General features: G+C 40.1%; 27 protein-coding genes and 1 tRNA gene. 17 read left to right on the top strand and 11 right to left on the bottom strand.

The window, feature by feature from the left end; genetic code table 11:
* Positions 1-8 precede the first annotated feature (8 nt).
* From thiL to dapB, 4 genes are read left to right on the top strand one after another with little or no spacing between them, the layout of a single operon-like run.
* Positions 9-989: a thiamine-phosphate kinase gene (thiL, locus tag QQS40_RS09325; protein ID WP_289901717.1), complete on the top strand. Its 981-nt coding sequence runs from the start codon at positions 9-11 to the stop codon at positions 987-989.
* Positions 989-1,483 carry a phosphatidylglycerophosphatase A family protein gene (locus QQS40_RS09320; RefSeq protein ID WP_369866504.1) on the top strand — a complete coding sequence of 165 codons (495 nt, stop codon included), beginning with the start codon at positions 989-991 and terminating at the stop codon, positions 1,481-1,483. The genes thiL and QQS40_RS09320 overlap by 1 nt, the downstream gene beginning before the upstream one ends.
* Positions 1,477-2,103 carry a LysE family transporter gene (locus QQS40_RS09315; RefSeq protein WP_289901718.1) on the top strand — a complete coding sequence of 209 codons (627 nt, stop codon included), beginning with the start codon at positions 1,477-1,479 and terminating at the stop codon, positions 2,101-2,103. The genes QQS40_RS09320 and QQS40_RS09315 overlap by 7 nt, the downstream gene beginning before the upstream one ends.
* Positions 2,104-2,120: 17 nt before the next feature.
* Complete coding sequence (gene dapB, locus QQS40_RS09310; protein ID WP_329504956.1) at positions 2,121-2,933, top strand: 4-hydroxy-tetrahydrodipicolinate reductase; 813 nt, start codon at positions 2,121-2,123, stop codon at positions 2,931-2,933.
* Here dapB and yfaE read toward each other — a convergent pair.
* Positions 2,928-3,176, bottom strand: coding sequence for a class I ribonucleotide reductase maintenance protein YfaE (yfaE, locus tag QQS40_RS09305; protein ID WP_289901720.1), 249 nt, complete (start codon positions 3,174-3,176; stop codon positions 2,928-2,930). The two genes, dapB and yfaE, sit on opposite strands and share 6 nt — an antisense overlap.
* A gap of 106 nt (positions 3,177-3,282) precedes the next feature.
* Between yfaE and QQS40_RS09300 the strand changes: the two genes are divergently transcribed.
* From QQS40_RS09300 to qseC, 4 genes are all read left to right on the top strand, one after another.
* On the top strand, positions 3,283-3,969 hold the full coding sequence (locus tag QQS40_RS09300; protein ID WP_289901721.1) for a hypothetical protein: 687 nt from the start codon (positions 3,283-3,285) through the stop codon (positions 3,967-3,969).
* A 146-nt stretch (positions 3,970-4,115) separates the two neighbouring features.
* The gene (locus QQS40_RS09295; protein ID WP_289901790.1) at positions 4,116-4,484 is read left to right on the top strand and encodes a NirD/YgiW/YdeI family stress tolerance protein; all 369 of its coding nucleotides are present in this window, start codon (positions 4,116-4,118) and stop codon (positions 4,482-4,484) included.
* 76 nt (positions 4,485-4,560) lie between these two features.
* Entirely contained in the window at positions 4,561-5,229 is a 669-nt protein-coding gene (locus tag QQS40_RS09290; protein WP_289901722.1) for a response regulator, read from the top strand.
* Entirely contained in the window at positions 5,219-6,574 is a 1,356-nt protein-coding gene (gene qseC, locus QQS40_RS09285) for a quorum sensing histidine kinase QseC (RefSeq protein WP_297568127.1), read from the top strand. The genes QQS40_RS09290 and qseC overlap by 11 nt, the downstream gene beginning before the upstream one ends.
* 34 nt (positions 6,575-6,608) lie before the next feature.
* Here the strand turns inward: qseC and QQS40_RS09280 are convergent, their stop codons facing one another.
* The gene (locus QQS40_RS09280; protein WP_049355679.1) at positions 6,609-7,169 is read right to left on the bottom strand and encodes a YceB family lipoprotein; all 561 of its coding nucleotides are present in this window, start codon (positions 7,167-7,169) and stop codon (positions 6,609-6,611) included.
* Positions 7,170-7,257: 88 nt separating this feature from the next.
* Here QQS40_RS09280 and QQS40_RS09275 point away from each other — a divergent pair, with 88 nt between their 5' ends.
* From QQS40_RS09275 to infB, 6 genes are all read left to right on the top strand, one after another.
* Entirely contained in the window at positions 7,258-7,968 is a 711-nt protein-coding gene (locus QQS40_RS09275) for an RIO1 family regulatory kinase/ATPase domain-containing protein (RefSeq protein WP_049355680.1), read from the top strand.
* A 7-nt stretch (positions 7,969-7,975) separates the two neighbouring features.
* Positions 7,976-8,098, top strand: a complete 123-nt coding sequence (locus QQS40_RS09270) for a hypothetical protein (RefSeq protein WP_263970175.1) — start codon at positions 7,976-7,978, stop codon at positions 8,096-8,098.
* A gap of 79 nt (positions 8,099-8,177) precedes the next feature.
* Positions 8,178-8,254, top strand: a tRNA-Met gene (locus tag QQS40_RS09265).
* A gap of 129 nt (positions 8,255-8,383) precedes the next feature.
* Entirely contained in the window at positions 8,384-8,839 is a 456-nt protein-coding gene (gene rimP / locus QQS40_RS09260) for a ribosome maturation factor RimP (RefSeq protein ID WP_297568120.1), read from the top strand.
* Positions 8,840-8,854: 15 nt separating this feature from the next.
* Complete coding sequence (gene nusA, locus QQS40_RS09255) at positions 8,855-10,342, top strand: transcription termination factor NusA (protein WP_297568117.1); 1,488 nt, start codon at positions 8,855-8,857, stop codon at positions 10,340-10,342.
* A gap of 13 nt (positions 10,343-10,355) precedes the next feature.
* Complete coding sequence (gene infB / locus QQS40_RS09250; protein ID WP_289901728.1) at positions 10,356-12,881, top strand: translation initiation factor IF-2; 2,526 nt, start codon at positions 10,356-10,358, stop codon at positions 12,879-12,881.
* A gap of 78 nt (positions 12,882-12,959) precedes the next feature.
* Here the strand turns inward: infB and QQS40_RS09245 are convergent, their stop codons facing one another.
* The 4 genes from QQS40_RS09245 to QQS40_RS09230 all read right to left on the bottom strand — a co-directional run bounded on the left by QQS40_RS09245 (position 12,960) and on the right by QQS40_RS09230 (position 20,165).
* Positions 12,960-16,124 carry a type I restriction endonuclease subunit R gene (locus tag QQS40_RS09245; RefSeq protein ID WP_329504946.1) on the bottom strand — a complete coding sequence of 1,055 codons (3,165 nt, stop codon included), beginning with the start codon at positions 16,122-16,124 and terminating at the stop codon, positions 12,960-12,962.
* A 373-nt stretch (positions 16,125-16,497) separates the two neighbouring features.
* Positions 16,498-17,148: an AbiU2 domain-containing protein gene (locus tag QQS40_RS09240; RefSeq protein ID WP_297568108.1), complete on the bottom strand. Its 651-nt coding sequence runs from the start codon at positions 17,146-17,148 to the stop codon at positions 16,498-16,500.
* A 1-nt stretch (position 17,149) separates the two neighbouring features.
* Positions 17,150-18,526 (bottom strand): restriction endonuclease subunit S, encoded by a 1,377-nt coding sequence (locus tag QQS40_RS09235; RefSeq protein ID WP_329504942.1) that lies wholly within the window; start codon positions 18,524-18,526, stop codon positions 17,150-17,152.
* Positions 18,519-20,165, bottom strand: a complete 1,647-nt coding sequence (locus QQS40_RS09230) for a class I SAM-dependent DNA methyltransferase (protein WP_329506779.1) — start codon at positions 20,163-20,165, stop codon at positions 18,519-18,521. The genes QQS40_RS09235 and QQS40_RS09230 overlap by 8 nt, the downstream gene beginning before the upstream one ends.
* Positions 20,166-20,412: 247 nt before the next feature.
* Between QQS40_RS09230 and rbfA the strand changes: the two genes are divergently transcribed.
* The 3 genes from rbfA to tyrA all read left to right on the top strand — a co-directional run bounded on the left by rbfA (position 20,413) and on the right by tyrA (position 22,932).
* Positions 20,413-20,799 carry a 30S ribosome-binding factor RbfA gene (gene rbfA / locus QQS40_RS09225; protein WP_289901732.1) on the top strand — a complete coding sequence of 129 codons (387 nt, stop codon included), beginning with the start codon at positions 20,413-20,415 and terminating at the stop codon, positions 20,797-20,799.
* On the top strand, positions 20,799-21,722 hold the full coding sequence (truB, locus tag QQS40_RS09220) for a tRNA pseudouridine(55) synthase TruB (protein WP_329504940.1): 924 nt from the start codon (positions 20,799-20,801) through the stop codon (positions 21,720-21,722). Before rbfA ends, truB begins: the two co-directional genes overlap by 1 nt.
* Positions 21,723-21,807: 85 nt before the next feature.
* Complete coding sequence (gene tyrA, locus QQS40_RS09215) at positions 21,808-22,932, top strand: bifunctional chorismate mutase/prephenate dehydrogenase (RefSeq protein WP_329504938.1); 1,125 nt, start codon at positions 21,808-21,810, stop codon at positions 22,930-22,932.
* Between the two features lie 43 nt (positions 22,933-22,975).
* On the opposite strand, the gene queF is transcribed toward tyrA, so the two are convergent.
* The 5 genes from queF to QQS40_RS09190 are packed head-to-tail and all read right to left on the bottom strand — an operon-like array spanning position 22,976 to position 26,703.
* Entirely contained in the window at positions 22,976-23,815 is an 840-nt protein-coding gene (gene queF, locus QQS40_RS09210; RefSeq protein ID WP_329504936.1) for an NADPH-dependent 7-cyano-7-deazaguanine reductase QueF, read from the bottom strand.
* A gap of 24 nt (positions 23,816-23,839) precedes the next feature.
* Entirely contained in the window at positions 23,840-24,625 is a 786-nt protein-coding gene (locus QQS40_RS09205) for a Zn-ribbon-containing protein (protein WP_289901736.1), read from the bottom strand.
* Between the two features lie 2 nt (positions 24,626-24,627).
* The gene (locus QQS40_RS09200) at positions 24,628-25,002 is read right to left on the bottom strand and encodes a SufE family protein (protein WP_289901737.1); all 375 of its coding nucleotides are present in this window, start codon (positions 25,000-25,002) and stop codon (positions 24,628-24,630) included.
* On the bottom strand, positions 24,996-26,198 hold the full coding sequence (locus QQS40_RS09195) for a cysteine desulfurase (RefSeq protein ID WP_329504933.1): 1,203 nt from the start codon (positions 26,196-26,198) through the stop codon (positions 24,996-24,998). The genes QQS40_RS09200 and QQS40_RS09195 overlap by 7 nt, the downstream gene beginning before the upstream one ends.
* Positions 26,188-26,703: a thermonuclease family protein gene (locus QQS40_RS09190; RefSeq protein ID WP_289901739.1), complete on the bottom strand. Its 516-nt coding sequence runs from the start codon at positions 26,701-26,703 to the stop codon at positions 26,188-26,190. Before QQS40_RS09190 ends, QQS40_RS09195 begins: the two co-directional genes overlap by 11 nt.
* Between the last annotated feature and the right edge of the window lie 40 nt (positions 26,704-26,743).

Below are 26,743 nucleotides of genomic sequence, written 5' to 3'. Positions count from 1 at the left end.
CAGATAAAATGAGTACAGGTGAATTTGATCTTATAGGACTATATTTCTCAATACAAAAAGGCAATCAACACTTTGTTGATTTCAGTATTGGGGATGATTGTGCGATCACTCATATTCCAGAAGGCTATCAGCTTGCGATCACCACCGATACAATGGTCGAGGGTACGCATTTTTTATCTTCTATTTTCCCCCAAGATTTAGCCTATAAAGCTATCGCGACAAATCTAAGTGATTTAGCTGCTATGGGCGCTAAACCTGCTTGGATTTCTCTTGCACTGACATTATCTGAAGTTGATGAAAACTGGCTAAGCCAATTTAGTCAAAGTCTGTTTGATACATTAAATCAATATGATGTGACGTTAATTGGTGGCGATACAACAAAAGGCCCACTTTCTGTCACCATTACGGCACAAGGGGTTGTACCAAAAGGAAAGGCATTATTCCGACATAATGCGAAGGTTGGCGATTTAATTTATGTATCGGGCACGTTAGGTGATAGCGCGGCGGGTTTAAATTGGATCTTACAAGGTAAAAGTGCGGTCGATTTTGATAGTGAATTTTTAGTAAAACGTCATTTTCATCCAACGCCACGCGTTGAATTAGGTCAAGCCTTAGTGGATGTAGCGCATTCATGCATTGATATTTCAGATGGTCTTGTCGCTGATTTAGGACATATTTTAACGAGAAGCCAATGTTCTGCGGAGATTGATTTATCCTTCTTACCTTTATCTACATCACTCAAAAAAACATATCGCTTAGAAAAAGCAGAAGCGTTTGCATTAAGTGGTGGGGAAGATTATGAGCTTTGCTTTACGATTCCCGCAAATAAAAAATCTGAGATTGAGAAGTTATCTCAAGCGTTGAATGTACCTTGTACCTGTATCGGAAAAATTGTTCCGCAAAATAACAATCAGATTACTTTTTTAAAAGATGGACGTGTCATCAATTATCAAGCGTCGTCTGGTTTCGATCATTTTAAGGATAAATAATGAATAGTTCACCACTTGATAGAGTTAGCTTAAAAAATCCAGTTCATTTACTTGCATTAGGTTTTGGTTCTGGATTAATTCGTCCAGCACCGGGTACATGGGGAAGTTTAGTTGGAACGATTTTAGGCTCCGCATTATTAGCTTGTGTAGGACTAAAAATCTTCTTAATTTTGACCGCACTTTGCTTTGCGCTTGGCTGTTATCTATGTCAAAAAACCGCAGATGATATGGGCGTTCATGATCACGGTTCCATTGTTTGGGATGAATTTGTTGGGGTATTTATTGTGCTAGCTGCAATTCCAACTTTATCCTTGCCTTGGATTGTTATTGCCTTTGTACTGTTCCGTTTCTTCGATATCTTAAAACCTTATCCCATCCGTTATTTTGACCAAAAACTGGAAAGTGGTTTTGGGATTATGGTGGATGATGTTTTAGCAGCAATCTATGCTGTTATCGTGATTGTGATATTACGTATTGTAGGCTTGCCATGCTAAATTTAATGATTATTCATCTTGTTGGTTTACTTTCGCCTGGTCCAGATTTTTTCTATGTCAGCCGAATTTCTGCCATGAGATCTCGTCGAGAAGCTATTAGTGGCGTGATTGGAATTACCATAGGCGTATTAATTTGGGCAACGGCTGCCGTTTTAGGACTCGCGATTATTTTTACCACGATGCCAATTATTCAAGGCATTGTGATGATGCTTGGCGGATCGTATTTAGTTTATCTCGGCATTAAAATGGCAAAAGTGAAAACCAATGCGGTTTTTGATGAAAAACAGAATGCAAATGTGCCAAATCAATCGATTTTAAAAAGCATTATGAAAGGCTTATTGGTCAATTTGTCTAATGCTAAAGTGGTGATTTATTTCAGCAGTGTGATGTCATTGGTTTTAGTAAATATTACCGAAACATCACAAATTTTGACCGCACTTGCCGTGATTACCGTCGAAACCTTTTTATATTTCTACATCATTTCAGTGCTTTTCTCGCGTTCTGTTGCAAAACAGTTTTATAGCCAATATAGTCGCTATATTGATAATGCAGCAGGGCTGATTTTTATTTTCTTCGGAATCTATTTAATTTATAGTAGCGTTCAACACGCTTTAATTTGATAAAAAAAGGACAAAATATGACATTAAAAATTGCGATCGCTGGCGCAGGCGGAAGAATGGGACGTCAATTAATTCAAGCCGTACATAATGCAGAAGGGGCAGAATTAGGTGCTGCTTTTGAGCGTAAAGGTTCTTCTTTAGTTGGCGCAGATGCGGGTGAACTAGCGGGTATTGGTGCATTAGGTATCAAAGTATCAGATGATTTAAATGCAGAAAAAGATAACTTTGATTTACTAATTGATTTCACGCGTCTGGAAGGCACGCTTGAGCATATCGCATTTTGTGTCGCTCATAACAAAAAAATGGTGATTGGTACCACGGGGTTTGATGATGCAGGCAAAGCCGCAATTCAAGCTGCATCAGAAAAAATTGCCATTGTATTTGCATCCAACTTCAGTGTGGGGGTGAATTTGGTGTTTAAATTATTAGAAAAAGCCGCCAAAGTGATGGGTGATTATTGCGATATCGAAATCATTGAGGCACATCACCGCCACAAAGTGGATGCCCCATCAGGTACCGCGCTTTCCATGGGCGAACACATTGCGAAAATTCTTGGACGTGATTTGAAAACACATGGCGTATTTTGTCGCGAAGGCATTACAGGCGAACGTAAACGTGATGAAATTGGTTTCTCTACCATTCGTGCCTCTGATGTCGTGGGTGAACATAGTGTCTGGTTTGCGGATATTGGTGAGCGCGTTGAAATTGCTCACAAAGCATCAAGCCGTATGACCTTTGCTAATGGCGCAGTGCGTGCAGGTAAATGGCTAGAAAAACAATCTCACGGATTGTTTGATATGACTGATGTGTTGGATTTGAATAATTTATAATTCTATTTCTAAATCACTTTCCACCCGACAACAACACAGTAGAATCTCATCCGGTTGAATAAAGGCAAGGGGCGCATCGGCGTAAGATACCTTACCTTTTTTGATCTTCACGCGGCAAGAACCACAATAACCTGAACGACATTGATATTCATGGTAAATTTGATGTTGTTCTAAAAAGTTAAGCAGAGAAGTTTGGTTATCGAAATTTAAGGTGATTTGGCGCTGAATAAGATAGATTTTCATGAAACAAAATAAAACAAAATTTTGCTCATTATAGAAGAAAGAGAAGTAAAACTCACGGCTCTTTTGTTGTAATATAGCGAGCTAATAGTCATCATAAGGGAAGAACATGCGAACCTTTCTAAAATTAACGTGGATTTCAACCGCACTTTTATTAACGGCTTGTAGCTCCATTTCAAAAGAGCCGGTTAAGCATATTGATATGTATGTAAAGCCTTATTACGATGCCAGAGATGGACGACTTGAACAGATTAATGTTAACAAAGATATTGATGTGTTATTGCTGAAAAATACACAAAAAGATTTTGAAAGTGCGGTCAATATTATTGAGAAAAAAGTGGATTTTGTTTCTCCGATGACAATGTTTGCACTTTCTGCTCGTGCTTATGATTTTGGCTTACGTGATGAAGCGGTAAAATGGTTTTATCGTGGGCAAAACCGTTTAATCACCGCGTTATATGTGTTGGATTTAGATAAATTAACAGTATCGAATAACACAGCATTTGGGCAATTAGTGGGACAGCATGTTAATCCGTATGCGTTCTGTGATTTGAACAAACAACACAAGGCGGCGCAAGATGCCATTGACTGGGCGAAAAATCACCCGTATCAGACTGTATTTTTACCTCAATTACCGAGCAAGCATCCAGATAGAAAACAAGCATTAAAAGAAGCTGAAGCAAAACTTGATGCGCGTTTAGTTGAGCAAGAACGCTATTTTGCTAATCCTGAAAATAAAGCAAAATGGGAAAAAGAACGCCAAGATAACTGGGTGAATGAGCGATTTTGTTGGTGATTTTAAAAAAATTTAAAAATCTTAAGGTTGCTTAAGATTTTATTAAGATTTGTTGTGTTTAATAAGCATCAACAAGGCGGCAATGAGGATAATCCTTCGCTTTGAAACATGATTAATTTATGCTTAATTCTATTTAGGAGAACATGATGAAAAAATTTGCTTTAGCAACCCTTTTAGCTTTATCTACTTCAGCTGCATTTGCTGGTTTTAATGGCAACACTGCACAAGGTGGCTTCCAAGGTGGTAACCAAGGTCAACAACTGACTGTTAAACAAGCATTATCTGCGAAAGATGACTCAATGATTAGCTTAGTTGGTAAAATCACTCAACAAGTTGATGGTGATGAATATCTTTTCACTGATGGTACTGGCCAAATCAAATTAGAAATTAAAAACCGTGTTTGGAATGGCTTAAATGTAGGCCCTCAGGATAAAATTCGCGTTTACGGTAAATTAGATAATGAAGCTTTTGATAAAGCAGAGCTTGAAGTCATTAGCGTTGAAAAAGCGCAATAACTCAATATAATTTAAAGTGGTGGGCAAAAGCCCGCCATTTTTTCGTTTTGAGAAAGATAAAAGTGCGGTCAATATTATGCGAGTTTTATTAGTAGAAGACGATCCGTTAATCGGTAATGGGTTACAAATTGGTTTGTCAAAATCTGGTTTTGTCGTGGACTGGTTTACCGATGGTCAAACTGGATTAAATGCCTTAATCGGTGCACCTTATGATGCGGTAGTGTTGGATTTGACTCTGCCTAAGTTAGATGGGTTGGATGTATTAAAACAATGGCGTTCAAATAATCAAGATGTGCCTGTATTGATCTTAACTGCACGTGATACGTTGGATGAACGCATTAAAGGCATTCAACAAGGTGCGGATGATTATCTTTGCAAACCCTTTGCCTTGGCTGAGGTGGTGGTGCGATTACAGGCATTGATTCGTCGTCGTTATGGGCAAGTTAAACCACAAATTGAGCATGGTAATGTCAAACTCGATCCTGCTCAACATAAGGCTTGGTTGAATGAGGATGAAATTACATTAACCGGGCGTGAATATAAATTGCTTGAGCTTTTCATGCTAAATAAGGAGAGGGTACTTTCACGAACAACCATTGAAGAAAAATTGTCAAATTGGGATGAAGAATTAAGTAGTGGTGCATTGGATGTGCATATTTATAATTTGCGTCAAAAACTGGGTAAACAATTTATTCGTACTGTACATGGCGTAGGCTATGCTTTAGGACAAGTTAATGAAAAATAAACGACTGAGTTTTCGTCTCTTAATCGGTTTAAGTTTGACCGCACTTTGCGTGTGGTGCATTGCCACAGCTGTTGCATGGACGATCGTCAAAAAAGAAGCTAAAGATGTGTTTAATGCACAACAAGTGCTTTTTGCTGAGCGTTTGGCAACATCTGATTTAAAAAATGTATTGTTGGACGAAAATGCGAATTTTCCACGTGGTGGATTTAAACCGCAGAAACGTCATTACGATAATGACGCTCTAGCTTTTGCTATATTTTCTAACAAAGGCGAAAGACTATTAACCGATGGCGATAATGGCGACAAATTTATTTTTCAAAATAAAACGGGTTTTAGCAAAGAACATATTTTAGATGACGACGATGAATGGCTGATTTATTGGCAACCTGTCGGTAAAGGCGAACTTGTCATTGCGGTGGGACAAGAATTAGAATACCGCGAAGAGTTGGTCAATAAAATGGTCTTCAGCCAAACAGGGATTTGGTTTGCAGGATTACCAGTATTATTATTGGTTGCGTTTATTGTGATTTATCGTGCATTAAAACCAATTAATCGATTGAGTCGAAACATACAAGCTCGCCGACCAGGTGATGTGTCGTTATTAGAAACTGATGATGTGCCAACAGAGATTCTACCGTTAGTCCAAAACTTAAATCAATTTTTCACACGTACCAGTGAGCAGTTGGAACGAGAGCGACGTTTTGTTTCCGATGCGGCTCATGAATTGCGTAGTCCATTGGCTGCATTGCGTATTCAAACAGAAGTTGCCCAATTAGCTGGTGATGATACAAAAACTCGTGAAATAGCATTAATACATTTAACTCAAGGCATCGATCGTGCTAATCAATTAATTGAACAGCTCCTTACACTTTCTCGCTTGGATAATCTTAATGAATTAGATGAGCAAGCTCTAATTGATTGGTCAGAAATTATTACTTCATTGGTTAGCGAATTATATTTTAATGCCTTGAATCATCAAATTGATTTGAGCTTTGATTATCAGCATTCGCCTCCGATTAAACAGGGGCAACCACTCTTATTGTCACAAATGTTACGCAATTTACTTGATAATGCTATTAAATATTGCCCCAAAGGAACAGAAGTTCGAGTCATTTTGCAACGAACCAAAATATTAATCGAAGATAATGGTGGAGGCGTTGAACCTGAAGAGTTAGCGAAATTAGGCCAACGTTTTTATCGACCAGCAGGACAAAATGAAAAAGGAAGTGGATTAGGACTATCGATTGTTGCAAGAATTGCAGAATTGCATCACTATCGTTTTTATTTAGAAAATATTGAATACCAAGGTAAAATCCAAGGTTTACGGGCTGTGATTGAGTTATAGTTAAGGGCGTTTTTGAACGCCCTTATTACGATTGTTAAAATATCCCACCAATTAAGTCAATATGCCCTTTTTCTACCTTAATATCTCGAGCAAATTTTTTTATAATCATTTGTTTCATATCTGTTTCATCTAAGGTGTAAACAGGTATCTCGCCGAGTAAGGTGGCGATCCCTCTGCTTAATAATGGCATCACACTTTGTAGTTGCTCCATCACATTATTAGGTTCACCTGACCAGCGCAAAATCCGTAGTTGTTTTAAATACAGAGCGCCTTCTTGTGGGTTATATTCTGGAATGGCATCAAAAGTTAGATGCAATTTTGCTACATAAGTTTTATCAGATAAGCGAATAAACATATCAGCTAAACCACTCATTTCTACACGACTATCATTATTTTGGCCGATACGTGTTATTAAATCTTTCAGAGAATAATCAACAGAAAATAAGCCTGGAATACGAAGACTATCATTAATAGTTACTGTTTTATTCAAATAATGATTCATTTCTTGTTCATTAATACTAAAAGGGGTGGCTTGAACGGTTGGCGTAAATAGACTAAAAATCAGCATGCCCAATATGATTTTAAAAGTTTTCATTATGTTTCCTTTATTGAAAAAAAGTGAAAGTTTCGTACAATACATCCCTGATTTTTCACTATACACTAAAAAAAATGGGTAATAAAGTATGGTCTTATCCTTTAAAGCTTATGTGCAAACATTGCTAAAAAAACATAATGAAGAAAGGGTTTTTCGTTTTGAATATTTGGGCAAATATTATTGGCTGAAACAACCTGAGCGTTTAAAAGGTATCTGGCTAATCTTAAAACCTTACCCTAAGAAACATTTTAAAGAAGAATGCTACATTCTACAAAAATTAAATAGTATTGGCGCACCAGTACCTAAATTATGTGACTTTAGTGATGACCATTTGGTTCTTGAAGATGTTGGTCCAACATTAAATTGTTGGTTAGATAATAATGAAATAAATTGGGCACAGAAAGAAAATATTTTGCAGACAGCGATACGAGCGTTAATTCAATTACATCAAAAAGGTATTATTCATGGGCGTCCCGCTATTCGTGATATAGCTTGGCAATCAGGAAAGGTGAGGTTTATGGATTTTGAATCTCATTCTAAAAGTTATAATAAACAGTGGCTGATCGCTCGTGATATGTTGGCATTTTTAAATAGTTTGTGCCGAGTAAAAAATTTAAATGATAAAAAACTAAGAGCACTATTTGATTATTATAAATTGCATTGTCCTTCAGATTATTGGATTGCTATGGTTAGATATGTAAAAAAAATGCGTTGGCTTTACTATGTTTTACTTCCATTTAAGCCTATTGCACGGACAGATTTATTGGCTATTTATCGCTTATTCGAACATTTAAAATAGGAAATTAATGAAAAAATTATTTTTAGTTATGTTATTAAGTCTTGTTGTGAGCGCATGTTCTGTCGGAGTGGGGGCTAAAGGTGGGAGTAACGGCGTAGGTATTGGACTTGGTACTGGTTTTGGATTCTAAATTGTACTTTTCATGAAAATGAGCAGAAATCACTTGATCTTTCCGTGTTGAAATACTATAATACACCGCATATTTCGGACGCGGGGTGGAGCAGTTTGGTAGCTCGTCGGGCTCATAACCCGAAGGCCGTCGGTTCAAATCCGGCCCCCGCAACCAATAACAAGTTCAGTAAAAAGAACCCCAAATTTGGGGTTTTTTTGTACGAGAAATTTAGAAACTGGGCTTAGGTTCATTGACGAACCTAACCCTTTTTTTATGTCTGAATTTTAAGATTAGGAGCAAAAATTGGCAACATTAGAACAAAACTTGCAAGCGATGCTTCAAGGTGCCGTAGAAGATCTAGGCTGCGAACTTTGGGGGATTGAATGCCAACGTGCAGGTCGTTTTATGACCGTACGTTTATTCATTGATAAACAAGGTGGCGTAGGCGTTGATGATTGTGCTGATGTAAGTCGTCAAGTGAGCGCAATTTTAGATGTGGAAGATCCGATTGCGGATAAATATAACCTCGAAGTGTCATCACCAGGTCTCGATCGTCCATTATTTACGCTTGAACAATTCCAACGTTATGTGGGCGAGGATATTGCTGTGCATTTACGTATTCCTGTTTTAGATCGTCGTAAATGGCAAGGTAAATTAGAAAAAATTGAAAATGACATATTGACACTTATTGTTGATGGTCAGGAACAAATTCTTATTTTTGGCAACATTCAAAAAGCCAATGTAATCGCAAAATTTTAAAGGAGAAAAAGGAAAATGAGTAAAGAGATTTTGTTAGCTGCTGAAGCAGTATCTAACGAGAAGTTATTACCACGTGAAAAAATTTTTGAAGCGTTAGAGAGTGCGATTGCGCTTTCTACAAAGAAAAAATATGACTATGAAACTGATATCCGTGTATCAATCAACACCAAAACTGGTGAGTTTGATACATTCCGTCGCTGGTTAGTTGTTGATGAAGTTAAAGTGCCAACAAAAGAAATTACGTTAGAAGCGGCACAATTTGAAGATGCGAATATTCAACTTGGCGATTATGTCGAAGATCAAATTGAGTCTATCGCATTTGACCGTATTGCAATGCAAACCGCTCGCCAAGTGATCAGCACTAAAATTCGTGAAGCTGAGCGTGCAAAAGTGGTTGAGCAATTCCGTTCTGAAGAAGGCAAAATTGTTACAGGTACGGTGAAAAAAGTAAATCGTGAAAGCATTATTTTAGATTTAGGCAATAAAGCTGAAGCCGTAATTATGCGTGAAGATATGCTTCCACGTGAAAATTTCCGTCCAGGCGATCGTGTTCGTGGTGTGCTTTATAAAGTGAATCCAGAAAGCAAAACGGCACAATTATTTGTGACTCGCGCAAAACCTGAAATGTTAATCGAGTTATTCCGTATTGAAGTACCAGAAATTGGCGAAGAAATGCTTGAAATTCGTGGTGCTGCACGTGATCCAGGTTCTCGTGCGAAAATTGCGGTGAAATCCAATGATAAACGTATTGACCCTGTTGGTGCATGTGTGGGTATGCGGGGTGCCCGCGTTCAAGCGATTACCAATGAGTTAGGTGGTGAACGTGTGGATATCGTACTTTGGGATGATAATCCGGCACAATACGTAATTAATGCGATGGCGCCGGCTGATGTGACTTCAATTATCGTGGATGAAGATAATCACTCAATGGATATTGCCGTTAATGCAGATAACTTAGCACAAGCAATCGGCCGTAACGGTCAAAATGTTCGTTTAGCCACCCAATTAACAGGATGGACATTAAATGTGATGACTACTGAACAGCTAAATGAAAGACATCAAGCTGAAGATACTAAAGTATTAAACTTATTTATGGATAAATTAGGGCTTGATGAAGAGTTTGCTCAAATCTTAGTGGATGAAGGTTTCATTTCATTAGAAGAAGTGGCTTATGTCCCCGTGAGTGAACTGACTGCAATTGATGGTTTAGAAGATGAAGACTTGATTGAAGAATTACAAGGTCGAGCAAAAGAGGCGATTACCGCTGAAGCTGTCGCTGAAGAAGAAGCGTTGAAAAAAGCGAATATTGAAGATCGTTTATTAAATCTTGAAGGTATGAATCGTCACATTGCCTTTAAATTAGCTGAAAAACAAATTACTACACTTGAAGAACTTGCAGAGCAGGGAGTAGATGATTTAGCTGATATCGAAGAATTAACCGCAGAGCAAGCCGCTGATTTTATTATGGCTGCTCGAAATATTTGCTGGTTCAGCGAAGAGTAAGGAGTTTATAATTATGACTGAAGATGTAAAAAATATAGATGCAAATGCACCCAAAAAACTAAGTATTCAACGCAGAACGAAGACAACTGTAAGTGGTACGACCGCAGGTGGTAAAGCAAAGGCCGTACAAGTTGAAGTTCGTAAAAAACGGACGGTACCAACTAATGCTGCACAGAAAGCAGCAGAAGCTGCAAAATTAAAAGCACAGCAAGAGGCGGAGGCAGCAGAAAAGAAAGCGGCAGAAGAAAAAGCGCGTTTAGCCGCTGAAAAAGCTGCAGCTGAAAAAACAAAAGCTGAACAAGTCAAATCTGAAGCAGAAAAATCAGTGAAACCAGCACAAAGTGTGGTGGAAAATAAACCTAAATCGACTGATCCTGAAAAAGAAAAGCTAAAAGCAGAAGAAGCCGAACTTCGTCGTAAAGCGGACGAATTGGCTCGTCAGAAAGCTGAGGAACAAGCGCGTAAAGCTGCTGAAGAAGCAAGACGTTACGCTGAAGCTGATAACTCGGCAACGGAGTCTTCATCTGAAGATTATGCGGATTACAACTTAAGTTCTCGTTATGCACTAGAAGCAGAAAATGAAGAAGAACGTCGTAACGAAAATCGAGGTCGTGGCAAAAATAAAGTGGCCAAAGCGAAAAAAGAACGTGATGACGTGAAAGGCAGCAAAAATGAGCGCGAATCCAACCGTAAAAATCAAAAAGACGGAAAATTCGGTAAAGGTAAACATGGTAAGAAAGGTGCAGCATTACAACAAGCCTTCACAAAACCTGTTCAGGTTGTAAAACAGGATGTTGTTATTGGTGAAACCATTACTGTTGCAGAATTAGCAAATAAAATGGCAACCAAAGCGACTGAAATCATCAAAGCAATGATGAAGATGGGCGAAATGGTAACCATTAACCAAGTGCTTGACCAAGAAACAGCGCAATTAGTGGCTGAAGAATTAGGTCACAAAGTGATTCTTCGCAATGAAAATGAACTTGAAGAAGAAGTATTAGGCGACCGTGATGTTAACGCAGAAAAAGTGACTCGAGCACCAGTTGTAACGATTATGGGTCACGTTGACCATGGTAAAACCTCATTACTTGATTACATTCGTAAAGCGAAAGTTGCAGCAGGCGAGGCGGGTGGTATTACTCAGCACATCGGTGCATACCACGTAGAAATGGATGACGGAAAAATGATCACCTTCTTAGATACGCCGGGACACGCTGCATTTACCTCAATGCGTGCACGTGGTGCGAAAGCAACGGATATCGTCGTTCTTGTGGTGGCGGCAGATGATGGTGTGATGCCTCAAACTATTGAAGCGATTCAACACGCGAAAGCAGCGGGTGCGCCTTTAGTGGTTGCGGTGAATAAAATTGATAAACCAGAAGCCAACCCAGATCGCGTAGAACAAGAATTACTTCAACACGAAGTGATTTCTGAGAAATTCGGTGGTGATGTACAATTCGTGCCTGTTTCTGCGAAGAAAGGGACAGGTGTTGATGACTTATTAGATGCCATCTTGCTTCAATCAGAAGTACTTGAATTAACGGCTGTAAAAGACGGTATGGCAAGTGGTGTGGTGATTGAATCTTACCTTGATAAAGGTCGTGGTCCGGTTGCGACGATTCTTGTTCAATCAGGTACTTTACGTAAAGGTGATATCGTACTTTGTGGTTTTGAATACGGTCGTGTTCGTGCAATGCGCGATGAAAATGGTCAAGAAATCGATGAAGCCGGTCCATCTATTCCTGTTGAGGTGTTAGGTCTTTCTGGCGTACCTGCAGCGGGTGATGAAGCAACCGTAGTGCGTGATGAGAAAAAAGCACGTGAAGTAGCATTACACCGTCAAGGTAAGTTCCGTGAAGTGAAACTTGCTCGTCAGCAAAAAGCGAAACTTGAAAATATGTTTAGCAATATGACGGAAGGTGATGTGGCTGAACTGAATATTATTGTGAAAGCAGACGTGCAGGGTTCTGTGGAAGCGATTATTCAATCATTACAAGATCTTTCTACTGATGAAGTGAAAGTGAAAGTAGTGGGTTCTGGTGTAGGTGGTATTTCTGAAACTGATGCAACCTTAGCGGCGGCTTCTAATGCGATTATGGTTGGCTTTAACGTACGTGCGGATGCTTCTGCTCGTCGTATTATCGAAGCAGAAAATATTGATCTTCGTTATTACTCTATCATTTATGAACTATTAAATGATGTGAAAGCCGCGATGAGTGGTATGCTACAACCTGAATTCAAACAAGAAATCATCGGCTTGGCTGAAGTGCGTGAGGTGTTTAAACATCCTAAATTCGGCGCCATCGCGGGTTGTATGGTGACTGAAGGTGTAGTAAAACGTAATAATCCAATCCGCGTATTACGTGACAACGTGGTAATCTTTGAAGGTGAATTGGAATCTCTCCGTCGCTTTAAAGATGACGTTTCTGAAGTCCGTAATGGTATGGAATGTGGTATCGGCGTTAAAAACTACAATGACGTAAAAGTTGGCGACCAAATTGAGGTGTTTGAAGTGGTTGAGATTAAACGTTCAATCTAACTTTTAACAACATAAAGGGCGGTTAAAAATCATGGTGTTTTTAATCGCCCTTTTGTTATTAAATAAACCGCATCAAAATTATAAACCAGTTAAATCCTCAGCAATTTCTTCAGCTTGTTTAATCACATAAGTTACCGCTTCTTCCTGTTTATCAGGTGGATATTTGTAGCGTTGTAGGGCGCGTTTAACGAGAATGCGCATTTTGGCGCGAACGCCTTCTTTGTATTGCCAGTCGATGGTAACTGAGCGTCTTAAAGTATCGGTAATTTCTTTGGCTAGTTTGGAAAGCACTTCATCGCCCATCAGTTCACGGGCGCTTTGGTTTTGGGCGAGGGCTTCGTAGAAGGCGAGTTCTTCTTTTTTCAGCCCCAGCTTTTCACCTAAAGCTAAGCGTTCTTGGAAGTCTTGGCTCATTTTGAAGAGCTCATCCAAAATTTCTACCACGCTTAAATTGTGGTTGTGGTATTGATTTAGGGCTTCTTTCAAACGTTGCTCGAAGTCTTTTTGCAAGGTGAGGTTCGCGCCTGATTTGGCTTTGATTTCGCTTGCCAAATAACGCTCCATCGCGCTAACCCATAAATTTTTAGTTGGGCTATTTTTAACTGTTTGTAAAAATTCCTCGGAAAGCAAACTGATTTGTGGTTGTGGTTTTTCTAGGAGATCAAATAAATCAATCACGCCTTCAGAATACACAGTTTGATTAACCAGTTTTTTTAATAAAATCTGTCTTTCATTTGTGCCTGTGCCTTTTTGTTCACGTTTAGTTAAAATTGCCCGTACGGCATCATAAAAGGCGATTTCTTGGTTATATGGCTCAACTTCAGCCAATGCGCCGCACAGCATATAGCCTTTTTTCACCAAACCCGCCGCTTTCAAAAAGGCTTTTTTGCGTGGCTCGGTTTCTTTTTTATCAAACCAATGTTGCTCGTGCGCTTTGCCATCAAACGGTAATTGATCGAGGCTTAAAATATGGTTGGCGGCAAACCGAATAGCCATCAAAAGATCATGTGGATTATCTTTTTTTAGGGCCGTCTGAACATCAAAGGTTTTCCCTTCAACCGGCGTTGCAAACAGGCTGCGGACGAACTCTAAATGCTCTTTCATTTTAAAGAACACATCAATCACGCTATCCGTCAGCTTGCCCTTGCCTTGCGAATTGGTGTATTGATGGGTTGCTTCTTTGAGTTTTTCGGCAATGCCAACATAATCCACAATCAAACCGCCATTTTCTCGACTTTTATTGCGGAATACACGGTTAACCCGCGCAATCGCCTGCATCAGGTTGTGCCCTTGCATCGGCTTGTCGATATACATCGTATTACAGCAAGGCGCATCAAATCCCGTCAGCCACATATCGCGCACAATCACAACCTTCAGCGGATCGTTCGGGTCTTTAAAGCGGCGTTCCAGCGTTTGTTTTTCCTGTTTACTGTAAACGTGTTTCTGCATTTCCGGCGCATCGGAAGCAGAACCTGTCATCACAATTTTAATCGCGCCTTCGTTGATATTGTCTGAATGCCATTCAGGGCGCAGTTTGATGATTTCATTGTATAAGTCCACGCAAATCTGACGGCTGGAAACCACCATTATCGCTTTGCTGTCCACCACTTCATTGCGTTTGGCAAAATGCTGCACAAAATCTGCGGCTAAATCGGCCAGACGGGCTTGCGAACCCAGCAATTTTTCCTGTAAACGCAGGGCAGGGGATTGCTCCTCTTCCAGCAAATCATCAATTTCTTTGAATAGCTCATCGTGTTCTTTTTCGTTTAAGCGGATTTGGCGCGCTTCATACACAATCGGCACGGTTGCGCCATCTTCCACCGCGTCTTGCAAGTCATAAATCGACACATAACGCCCGAACACATCTTGCGTGTCCTTATCTTCTAGGCTAATCGGCGTACCGGTAAAACCGATAAACGAAGCATTAGGCAACGCATCGCGCAAATGGCGGGCGTAGCCTGCTTGAAACTTGCCGTTATGCAATTTTTGCGTAAAACCATATTGGCTGCGGTGTGCCTCATCGCTGATTACAATAATATTGCTGCGCTCATTTAACACAGGGAAGCGGCTTTCTTCCTCATTTAGGGCGAATTTCTGAATCGTCGTAAAAAACACGCCGCCGACTTCATTTTGCGCGAGCAGCTGGCGCAGTTGGTCGCGGTCTTCCACTTGTTGCGGCGTTTGTTTGATTAAATCTTTGCCTGAAGAAAAGGTTTGGAAGAGCTGGCCGTCCAAATCGTTGCGGTCGGTCACCACCACAATCGTCGGATTTTTCAATTCAGGCTGCGCAAGCAGTTTGCCGGCATAAAACAACATGGAAATCGACTTACCTGAACCCTGTGTATGCCACATCACGCCAATGCGGCGGTCGCCTTTTTCCGAAGTCGCAAAAAGCGTGGAATCTACCGCTTCATTTACGCCGTAATATTGATGGTACGCCGCGATTTTTTTAATGGTTTTTCCGCTGGAATCCCGCTCAAATAAGACGAAATAGCGGATATAGTCCAATAAATCTTCAGGATTCATCAAGCCACTGAGCAGGCTTTGCAATTCATCATCAAAATATAAGCGCGCGCTTTTATTTTTTTCATCGACCACTTTCCACGGCGTAAAGCGTTGGAAATCTGCCGAAAGCGAGCCTAAACGTGCAGCAATGCCGTCTGAAATAATCAAGGCTTGGTTGTAAACAAACAGCTCGGCAATTTCATCTTTATAGGTTTCAAACTGATTAAACGCCTGCAACAAATCCGCCGATTCACGCAGCGGATTTTTCAGCTCAAATACCACCAAGGGCAGACCATTCACAAAACCGATAATATCGGGAATCCGTTTGCCCCCTTTACGGCTGCGGATTTCCAGCTGATTGACGGCAACAAAGCGGTTGTTCTTCACATGCTCAAAATCCACCAAGCGCGCCATCTCGATTTTTTGTTCGCCGTTTAACGTATATTCCACCCGCACGCCATCACGCAACAGTTTATAAAATGCCTGATTGCGCACCACCAAGTCGCCAATATCGCTTTTCGTCGCCGATTTGAGCACAGAATCAACCGCACTTTCAGGCAGCTGCGGATTAAGCTTGCGCACCGCCGCACGCAATTGCTCAACAAAGACTACGCCACTCAAATCGCCACGGGCAAACTCGCCCTCATGAACAGGCAGGTCTTTACCATAGCGATATTCCCAACCGAGAGATTGCAGGCGTTGAAGAGTGAGTTGTTCGATGTCGTTTTCGTTGAGCATAGTGGTTTCCTTAGTGTGTGGTTTAAATCTCCCCTAACCCCTCTTTACGAAAGAGGGGAATGGTTTTGAGCGTAGTGTTAGTTTAGGTGTTTTTCATTAGTAAATTTTTCTGTAAATCCGCCCGCTTGGAGTCAACAAACCTCTGAATAAATCCCCCTCTTTAGCAAAGAGGGGATAGGGGAGATTTGGCAGAAGTGAAATAAAGCTCATCATTTGCAAAATGCTCTGAAAAAATGATCGCTTGCCTTTCTCCCTCGGGTAATAAATTATTCTAGGTTAAGTATAGTCTAACCCCAATGGGATTGCAGTTAGCATAAAGTTCCCTAACAGGGAATAACTATGCGTAACCATGGGTATTTATACCCAGGGATTTTCAGTAAGTTTCATCGTCTGGACACCAGCCTGTCTCAATAGCTGTTTTTATATCTGAAATAGTGTAGATTTTTCCATTTTCTCTATCTTTAAAAAGGCTATAAAGAATATCCACTCCGACAGTATTTTCAGATAAGTTTGGATAATTTTTTCCTTCAATATACTGTTGCAAAAAATTAAGATATTTAATTGCTGAATCACATATGTAGATAGCGTATTTAAATGGAAGTTTTGCTTCTTTATAAAATATATTTAGATTAACCCCCTCTGAATGTGCGATAGTTTTGTCTCTAATTATTTTCAGTTTTTTTCTTAAGATTTTAATTTTTTTATCGAAATCTTCAAAAGAAGGAATTGTATAGTTAGTACTTAGTGAATTAATGCATTCTCGTAAACTTTTAAAGTTAATTCCATCATATCCATCAAATAACCTTCCTAAGGTTAAAAGTCCAGTTTCCAAATATGCTTTTCTTATATAAGCCATTGGGTAATAGTATTTGTTAAATATTTCTCCGTTATCATCATTTCCTTGAAGCATTATTTTTTCCCATTCGATAAGATAGTAATGTCCAATTTTTATTGTTTCATAGATTGCATTGGATAATGCAATGATTCTTTCTTTTTGTTCATTTGGTAATGTATTTTTGTTCATGTTAAAACTTTCCACTCAACAATCTAGGCAATAATAAATCTCTTGTGTTTTGAAGATTGAAATTTTCCAGCCTATTAAAAATAATTTTTTCTAAAATATTTTCTAATGATTTATTTGCTAATAATTCGTCATTTGGTACTATGCATTTTGCAGCAGATAAATGCTCACGTTTAATATGCCCCATTGTTACAGCTTTGTCGTAAGCAATACGCTGAAATTCGGTTAAATGATGTTTGGTATAAAAATGATAGAACCATTTAGGATATTCTTTGGATGTGACTTTGAATAGATGTTGGTTTAGTGCAGCTTTTCCTCCACACCAAATATCCACTAATAAACTTCCTGACCAAGAAAAAATTACATCGCCATTATCAATAATACATTCAGGCTTAATACTTGCTTTAGCTTTTTCTTCATCGTCGGCATAGCCTTGTCTTAATTGAGCAATTTTCACAACAGGTAAAAATGGTTCGTCATCTTCAGGGCGGAATTTTTGCAATGCTAAACCATTCTGATAATTTGCAATTTCATCTAAGGCTTTAACCTCCCATCCCTTCGGCACCTCGACCCCATCAATCTCCACCATCTCACACGGAAACGCTTTGGCGGTTTCGGCTAGTTCGGCGTAGTGGTCAGGCTGTGTTTGTGAAAGTGCGGTCAGTTCTTCGGGTGTTTTTCCGCTGATTGCCTGCATGGCTGCCAGCTCTGCTTGTTCAAGGCTAAGGCCGTCTGAAAGCGCTTGGACTTTGGCACGCATGGGATCGAAATCGACAAACCAGCTTTTAAACAGGGCTTGGGCGATTTGTTCCAAGGTTTGGTTGATTTGAGTGTTGAGTTCTATTTTTTGATCTAAAGCAAATAGAATGTTAGCTATTTCTCTTTGTTTTTCTATGCTAGGTATTTTTAAAATAGATTTTTTTATAGTATCTGTACTAAGATTAACTTGCACACCGCTATTTGCATTAGCTCTTAGATAGTCAATTTGTTTTGATGAGTTTAAATAATAATAAAGATAAATTGGGTCTAGTATATCATTTCTAACAACTCTAATTCTTCCAACTCTTTGATTTAATATAAATCTATTATTGTGAGATATTCTTGCACAACAGCCAAGTAATGCCATTGAGTTTTTCATATCAGTCATGACAATAGTAATATCATTTAGTTTTAAAATAAATTTATCTAAATTTTTAGGATAATTTTGGGGCACAAATACAGGTGTTGTGTCTTCTTTAAATCCACCTCCACGATTTATATATCCCATTCTAAATACTTCATTTGTATTTTCTGAAGAATCTACATAATCAGAATTTTTGAATGCAAAACCATTCTGAAAATCACATAATTCTTCTAATGTATACTCTTTCCAATCACTCATACCCCAATCCCCCTAAATTCTTCTTAATCTCCGCTTCTAATTCCGCACTTTTCGCAAATTGTTCCTTCAAAAGCGCGGTCAGATTTTGCATTTTTTCTGCAAATGGTACGCCGTCGTCTTCTTGTTCTGCGGTGCCGACATAGCGTCCCGGTGTGAGGACGAAGTCGTTGTTTTTAATTTCTTCTAACGTAGCGGATTTGCAGAAAGCGGCTTGGTCTTCATAGCCGTCTGATTGTTGCCAAGCGTGGAGGGTATTGGTGATTTTGGCGATGTCGTCAGTGGTGAAATCACGCAATACGCGGTCTTTCATATAGCCGATTTGGCGGGCGTCGATAAACAATACTTCGCCTTTGCGCTTTTTGTTGCGGTTTAAGAACCAAATACAGGCGGGGATTTGGGTGTTGGTGAAGAGCTGGCCGGGCAGGGCGACCATACATTCGACCAAGTCGGCATTGATGATGGCTTTGCGGATTTCGCCTTCGTTGTTGGTTTGGCTGCTCATGGAGCCGTTGGCCAGCAACAATGCCATTTTGCCGTTGGGCGAGAGGTGGTAAATCATGTGTTGCAGCCAAGCAAAGTTGGCGTTGCCTTTGGGCGGCGTGCCGTATGCCCAACGTGGGTCATCGGCAAGGGATTCGCTCCACCAATCGCTGATATTGAATGGTGGGTTTGCCATAATAAAATCCATCTTTTTATCGATGTGTTGCGGCTGCGTGAAGCTGTCGGCGTTGTGTTTGCCGAAGTCGTAATCAATGCCGCGGATGGCCATGTTCATGGCGGCGAGTTTCCAGGTGGTTGGGTTGAATTCTTGCCCATAGATGGAAACGTTGTTGATGTTGCCTTGATGGACGGTAATAAAGCGTTCGGTTTGCACGAAAAAGCCGCCACTGCCCATGGCCGGGTCATAGACGCGACCGGAGTATGGCTCGAGCATTTCGACAATCAGGGAAACGATGGATTTTGGCGTGAAATATTGTCCGCCACGTTTGCCTTCGGCTTGGGCAAAGCGACCAAGGAAGTATTCGTAAACGTGACCGAGAATGTCTTTTGCGCCTAAATGTACGGGTTCGCCGTTGTAAGTCGGACGGGTAAAGTTGGTATCGGAGAAGAGGATAATCAGCCCGCGCAGAGTATCTTCGTTTACGGCATAGCCGCTGATGCGTTGGAGTACGCCTTTGAGTTTTCCGTTGTCTTTTTCAATGGCATCGAAGGCATCGTCAATGAGTTTTGCTACGCCAGAAAATTTTCCACCCCAAGGCAGCTGTGCGCCGATGTTTAAGATGGAAACGGCTTTAATCTCGTCCCAACGGGCTTGCTGCGGCACCCAGAATACATTGTCGGCAGTGTAGTAGTCGCGGTTTTCCAGTTCGACGGTTAAGGCTTCTTGATATTCTTCGTCTGTATCGTAGAAAGTGCGGTCAAGATAGAGTGGATTTTCGGGATCGCTAAGCTCTGCCTGAATTTTTTCTTGCTGATGGGTGAAGCTGTCGGAGATGTATTTAAGGAAAATTAAGCCGAGTACGATGTGTTTGTAATTGGCGGCATCAAGCTGCTGGCGCAGTTTATCGGCAGATGACCAAAGTTTTTCGTCTAATTCATTTAAAAATGCTTGTTGTAATGTGTGATTTTCATCGACAATCTTGGTCGTCTCGTCTCGTCTCGTCTCGTCTCGTCTCGTCTCGTCTCGTCTCGTCTCGTCTCGTCTCGTCTCGTCTCGCTTGCATAAATTATGCCCTCTGTAAAGTGATTTTTATCGGAAGTTTGAATATTCAAACAAATTATCAGGCGTCATTTTATCGAAAACAGTATCGGGTTAAAAGGGATTTTTGCGTGCTAAATCCAATGATTTCCAGTAGAATGAGGGCTTTTATAAATAAGGAATGACTATGACAAGAGAATTTAAACGCAGCGATCGTGTTGCACAAGAATTACAAAAAGAAATCGCCATCATTTTGCAACGTGAAGTGAAAGATCCCCGTATTGGCATGGTAACCGTGTCAGATGTGGAAGTATCAAGCGACTTAGCTTATGCAAAAGTGTTTGTCACATTTTTATTCGATCACGATGAAACGGCAATTGAGCAAGGCATGAAAGGGTTAGAAAAAGCGGCACCTTATATCCGTTCATTAGTGGGTAAAGCGATGCGTTTACGCATTGTGCCGGAAATTCGTTTCTTCTACGATCAATCCTTAGTTGAAGGGATGCGTATGTCTAATTTAGTAACAAACGTGGTGCGTGAAGACGAGAAAAAACACGTTGAGGAAAATGACTAATGTCGAGACCTCGTAAGCGTGGACGTGATATTGATGGTGTATTTTTATTAGATAAGCCACAAGGCATGTCATCTAATGACATTATGCAAAAAGTTAAACGCTTATTCCAAGCGAATAAAGCAGGGCATACTGGTGCGCTCGATCCATTAGCAACCGGTATGCTACCTATTTGCTTAGGCGAAGCGACAAAGTTTACCCAATTCTTATTAGATGCAGATAAACGCTATGTGGTCACAGCAAAACTAGGTGAACGTACGGATACCTCTGATGCTGAAGGACAAGTGGTAGAAACGCGCCCTGTCAATGTGGAAACATCACAAATTTTGACCGCACTTGAACAATTTCGTGGTGATATTTTACAAGTACCGACTATGTTTTCTGCATTAAAGCACAATGGGAAACCGTTGTATGAGTATGCTCGCGCAGGCATTACCGTAGAACGTGAAGCCCGTCCTATCAGGATTTTTGAGCTAAATTTTATCGAGTATCAAGCACCTTTTCTAACTTTAGAAGTGCATTGTTCGAAAGGAACTTATATCCGTACATTAGTGGATGATTTAGGTGAAGTGTTAGGTTGTGGCGCTCATGTGACAGTGTTACGTCGAACTGCGGTTGCAGATTATCCAACAGAAAAGATGATGACATGGGATGCTTTGCAGGCGCTTGCAGAGCAAGGAGATCTTGCACCACTTGATCAACATCTTTTACCGACAGATACAGCGGTCAGTAAATTACCCGCATTACAGCTAAATGCCGAGCAAAGTAAAGGTATCGGCTTTGGACAACGCGTTAAATTTGCTAATGAAGCAAAATTACATGGTCAAGTGCGGTTATTTTCTGACGAGAATATCTTTTTAGGTGTAGCACTTGTCGATGATAACAATGTGATTCGTCCACAACGCTTGATTACGCAATCTCTCTAACTATTTGTCTTTCTTTTTTAATTCCAGTAATCTCACCTGTAACCTTTTAATTGCAATCATGTAAATAAGATATTACAGGTGAATTATGGATGCCCTTAACCATTTACGTCAGGAAATTGATGCGCTCGATCGTGAACTGATTCAACTTTTTGCTAAACGTCTCGAATTAGTAAGCCAAGTAGGCGAAGTAAAGCACGAAAAAGGTTTACCGATTTATTCACCAGATCGTGAATTAGCCATGTTACAAGCACGCCGAGAAGAAGCGGCTAAAGCAGGAATCTCTCCACAGCTTATTGAAGATGTGCTACGTCGCTTTATGCGTGAATCTTATTCCAATGAAAATCAATTTGGTTTTAAAACCCTGAATCCAGCCATTAACAAAATTGTTATCGTCGGTGGTTACGGAAAAATGGGGCAGTTATTTGCCCGTTATTTGCGTGCTTCCGGTTATCCTATTTCTATTTTAGACCGAGATGATTGGGATGTAGCAGAACGCATTTTAACGAATGCAGATGTTGTTATTGTCTCAGTGCCGATTGATCACACGTTAGAAACAATAGAACGTTTAAAACCCTATTTAAAGGAAAATATGCTACTGGCGGATCTTACCTCCGTGAAACGTATTCCATTAGCTAAAATGTTAGACGTGCATAAAGGGGCGGTAGTTGGATTACATCCAATGTTTGGCCCTGATATTGCGAGCATGGCAAAACAAGTGGTTGTGCGTTGTGATGGGCGTTTTAGTGAGCGTTATGAATGGTTGTTAGAGCAAATTCAAATCTGGGGTGCAAAAATTTATCAAATTGATGCAGCGGAGCATGATCACAATATGACGTACATTCAAGCATTACGCCACTTTTCCACCTTCGCGAATGGTCTGCATCTTTCCAAACAACCAGTCAATTTAAGTAATTTATTGGCATTATCTTCCCCGATTTATCGTTTGGAATTAGCTATGATTGGTCGTCTATTTGCCCAGGATTCGGCACTTTATGCCGATATTATTATGGATAAGCCAGAAAATTTAGACGTGATTGAAAGCTTGAAGCAAACGTATGAAGAAGCGTTACAATTTTTTGAAAAAAGCGATCGCCAAGGGTTTATTGATGCTTTCCATCAGGTGAGGGAATGGTTTGGGGAGTATTCAGATCAATTCTTGCAGGAAAGTCGTCAGTTATTACAACAAGCTCATGATCTACGACATGTATAAAATAAAAGTGCGGTTGATTTTTCACCGCACTTTGTTTTGTGATTTATTGTCTTGCCAGGCGTAAATTTTGCGGAATTTCCTCAAAGTTAGAACGGAATGGATTAATATCCAATCCACCACGACGCGTATAACGCGCATAGACGGTGAGTTTTTCTGGTTTAGCGTAATGCATCAAGTCACAGAAAATACGCTCGACACATTGCTCGTGAAACTCATTATGTTGACGGAAAGACACAATGTAGCGGAGAAGTTTTTCGCGATCGATTTGTTTACCTACATAATGAATTTGCACGGTTCCCCAATCGGGCTGACTGGTGATCAGACAGTTAGATTTCAATAAATGGCTTACTAAGATTTCTTCCGCCACATTATCGGACGTACAATTTTGCAAAATGTTTGCATTAAATTCGTAGCTGTGGATTTCGATATCCTGATCATCAATGCAATCGCCCGTTAAAGTATCAATACTTTGTCCTTGATAGTGGGATAATGGATGTAAATGTACTTTGACCTCGCCTTGGGCACAAGCACTGAGATCTTCTCGCATCGTGCGCTCTACGCTAGCAAAATCAGCAAATTGACTTTGGTTAAAGCTGTTTAAATAGAGTTTAAAGCTTTTTGATTCAATTAAATTTTCACTGCGATAATCAATTTCCACATCAGCAATGGCCACTTGCGGCAAACCTTTTGGATTTAACCAAGAAATTTCATAGGCCGTCCAAATATCGGCTCCATGGGTAAATGGCTGTTGTTCGGTAATGCCTAAGCCATCACGATTGAGTTTACGAGGCACGGGTTGTAACAAAGTGCGGTCATAATTCGCAGTATATTCTGTTGCTTGACCGAGTTTTAAAGATTGAAGACTTTTATCTTGATAGTTCATTTGTTTTCCTAAATGACGAAAGCGTTATAAAAAGTTCCACGACACATTCGAGACTAATCGACATTGGTCGCATTTAAAGTAAATCACATCAAATAGCGGCGCGTTTAATGCCCAATCTCCACCACATTGCGGGCAACAGCGTTGCTGTTCCGATTTTAAAGAATGGCCTCCGACACGGTATAAATAATAATAGGTCGGTATGCCGCTTTCTTTTTCGATTTCAGTAGCAAGGTAGCGTCCATGTTTGCTGAGCGTGCTATTAACCTCGGCGATTTCGTTTAACGATTCTTTTTCTAAAACCGAACCATTCATTTGCAGCTGATCGCAAGCCTGCCAATTTTCCTGCCATTTAATCAAATCTTGGCTTAAATGAGGTTGATTTTTTAGCTGTTTATAGAGCGGAATTGGAGAAAAATCATCTCCACTATGCAAGGGGGAGCTAGATTGCAAATGTGTAGTATAGAGAATCTGCCATGCTGGTTGGCTACATTCTGCGGTGCTGTCTGCATTTAAATCATCGGCAATAATTTGGAAACCTTGAAAATGTAGACCGCACTTTTCAGCATTTTCCATCGCCAGATTCACAGTTTGGTTATTATTCTCGGGTAAAAGGCTATCTTGCTCAGGGCAAATGACGCGCATCGCAAAACCTTGTTCTCCCTCTTCTTCTGTTAAATAAAGCGGGATTTCACGGCCGATAATTTGTCCGTTATAACGCCATTGGTCGATGACTGCATTGAGCAAACGGCTTTGTTGGCCGATATCATTTTCTAAGGCGCCTAATTTAAAAAAGGGTTCGATCAGATACATAATTACAGATTGTGCAATATTTCTTCGATTTGTTTTAAACCATTCAAGCGAGTTTCACTTAAGCGAGAGGCAATACCGAACTCATCAAAAAATTGACGAATATTAAATTGTTGTAGTTGATTATTGGTTTGTCCATTGATGTTTTGTAACAACAACCATAACAAACCATTCATAATGCGCGCTTCGCTGTAAGCTTGAAATTGAAACGTGCCGTCATTTTGTGGAATGGTCTTAAACCAAAGCCCTGCTTCGCAGCCTTGAATCGATTGCATTTGAGCTAATTCATCTGGAGAGGGTTGAGGAAGATGCTTACCGGCTTGAATAATGAAACGGTAACGATCTTCCCAATTTTTTGCCTGTTTAATGTTTTCTAGCATGCTAATAACTCTAAGGATTTATCTAATGCCGCAAAAAAAGCATCCACATCTTGCGGGCTATTGTAAGGCGCAAAAGAAAGTCTTAATGTAGTACGCTCACCAAGACGGGCTAAGTAAGGTTGGGCGCAATGTTCGCCAACTCGCAACGCAATTTTTTGTTCGCTCAGGAGCGTAGCAAGATCGGATGCCGCAATCCCATCAAAAACAAAACAAACTACTGAACTCGGTTGTGGTGAATTGAATAAACGACAATTTGGATAGTTTTTCAACCGCACTTTACTTTGCTCGGCAAGCTCAATAGCATGCGCCTCGGCAGCCTGAAAATCCCATTTTTTGAGCCAATCTAGCACTGTACCAAAGCCAATCACGCCCGCAATATTTGGTGTACCGGCTTCTAATCGATAAGGTAAATCGGCAAAGGTAATACATTCATGGGATACGCGGTCAATCATTTTTCCACCGTAAAAAAGTGGTTGTAGCAGGGAAAGCGAGCTTAATTTTCCGCTTAATACACCAATGCCGTTTGGTCCATAAATTTTGTGTGCAGAAAAGGCAATAAAATCCGCATCTAATGCCTGTAAATCAATCTGTATATGGCTAATAGCCTGAGCGGCATCTACTAAAACGAGCGCATTGCTATGTTGGCGGATTAGTTGAATTAAATGCTGGATATGTTGTTCCGTTCCCGTTACGTTGGAGACAAAATTGAGTGCTACTAACTTAGTTTTTTCATTCAATGCTGCAATCAAGGCATTTTCATCAATTAACCAATTATCCGAAATGTGCAGCACTTCAATTTTCGCTCCGCATTTTTTCGCTGTTTCATGCCAAGTAACATAATTAGCATGATGGTCTGCTTGGCTAATTAAGATTTCATCTCCCGCATGTAAAGAGGGGAGTAAACCGTTGGCAACCAAATTAATGCTATGAGTTGTTCCAGACGTCCAAATTACCGCTTTTTCATTTTCTGCATTAATTAAGGTTTTAACTAGGTGACGAGCATTTTCATATTGTGCTGTCTGTGCCGCTTCGTACTGACTACGATGTACGGAGCCTGCCGATTGATAAAATGTAGTCGTTGCATCAATGAGTGCTTGAGGTTTTAATGCCGTCGCTGCATTATCCAAATAAATCACGGCATTTGGCGATTTAAAATAAGGGAATTCATTTTTAAATGATTGATAATCAAAAGCCATGGTTATCTCCGTGTTTGAGTGTTTTTTTCTGTTTACGCCATTCATAAGGGGCAATAGGGGTGGGATCTCGCCATAAGCCGATTTTTTGTTGTTGGGCAAAATCTTGTGCCTGAAAGTAGATTGGATTTTTAGCATATTGCGGATAAACCCACGCCATACCATTTTTCACCATTTCTAAGTTAATGTTTTGTTCTTGTAGATAAACCGTTGCCAAAATACGTTGGTAGCGATCATAACCAGAAACTGACAACGTCACATTTTGTTTGAAAACAAGCTGTGAAAGATATTGTTTGGCTTTCTTACCAAATGCCTGACCTTTCTCAGGGGCATCAATTTCTTGTAATCGTACTTTGAATTGTTTTTTAGTGGGTAAGAGACAAGTTAGAGTATCGCCATCACTGACACCCACCACCCAACACGCCATTTGGCGTTCCGCAGAGACTGAAAATTGACCCCAAAGTGCGGTCAAAATTATGGTTAAAAATAATAAGAATTTCTTAATCATTTTGAATTTCTTTGATCTATATCGCAAAATTTAACTAAAA

The organism is Haemophilus parainfluenzae (assembly GCF_036288925.1).
Taxonomy (GTDB): Bacteria; Pseudomonadota; Gammaproteobacteria; order Enterobacterales; family Pasteurellaceae; genus Haemophilus_D.
Note: the sequence above shows the minus strand (reverse complement) of the source record. Positions and strands in the feature narration are given on the sequence as shown.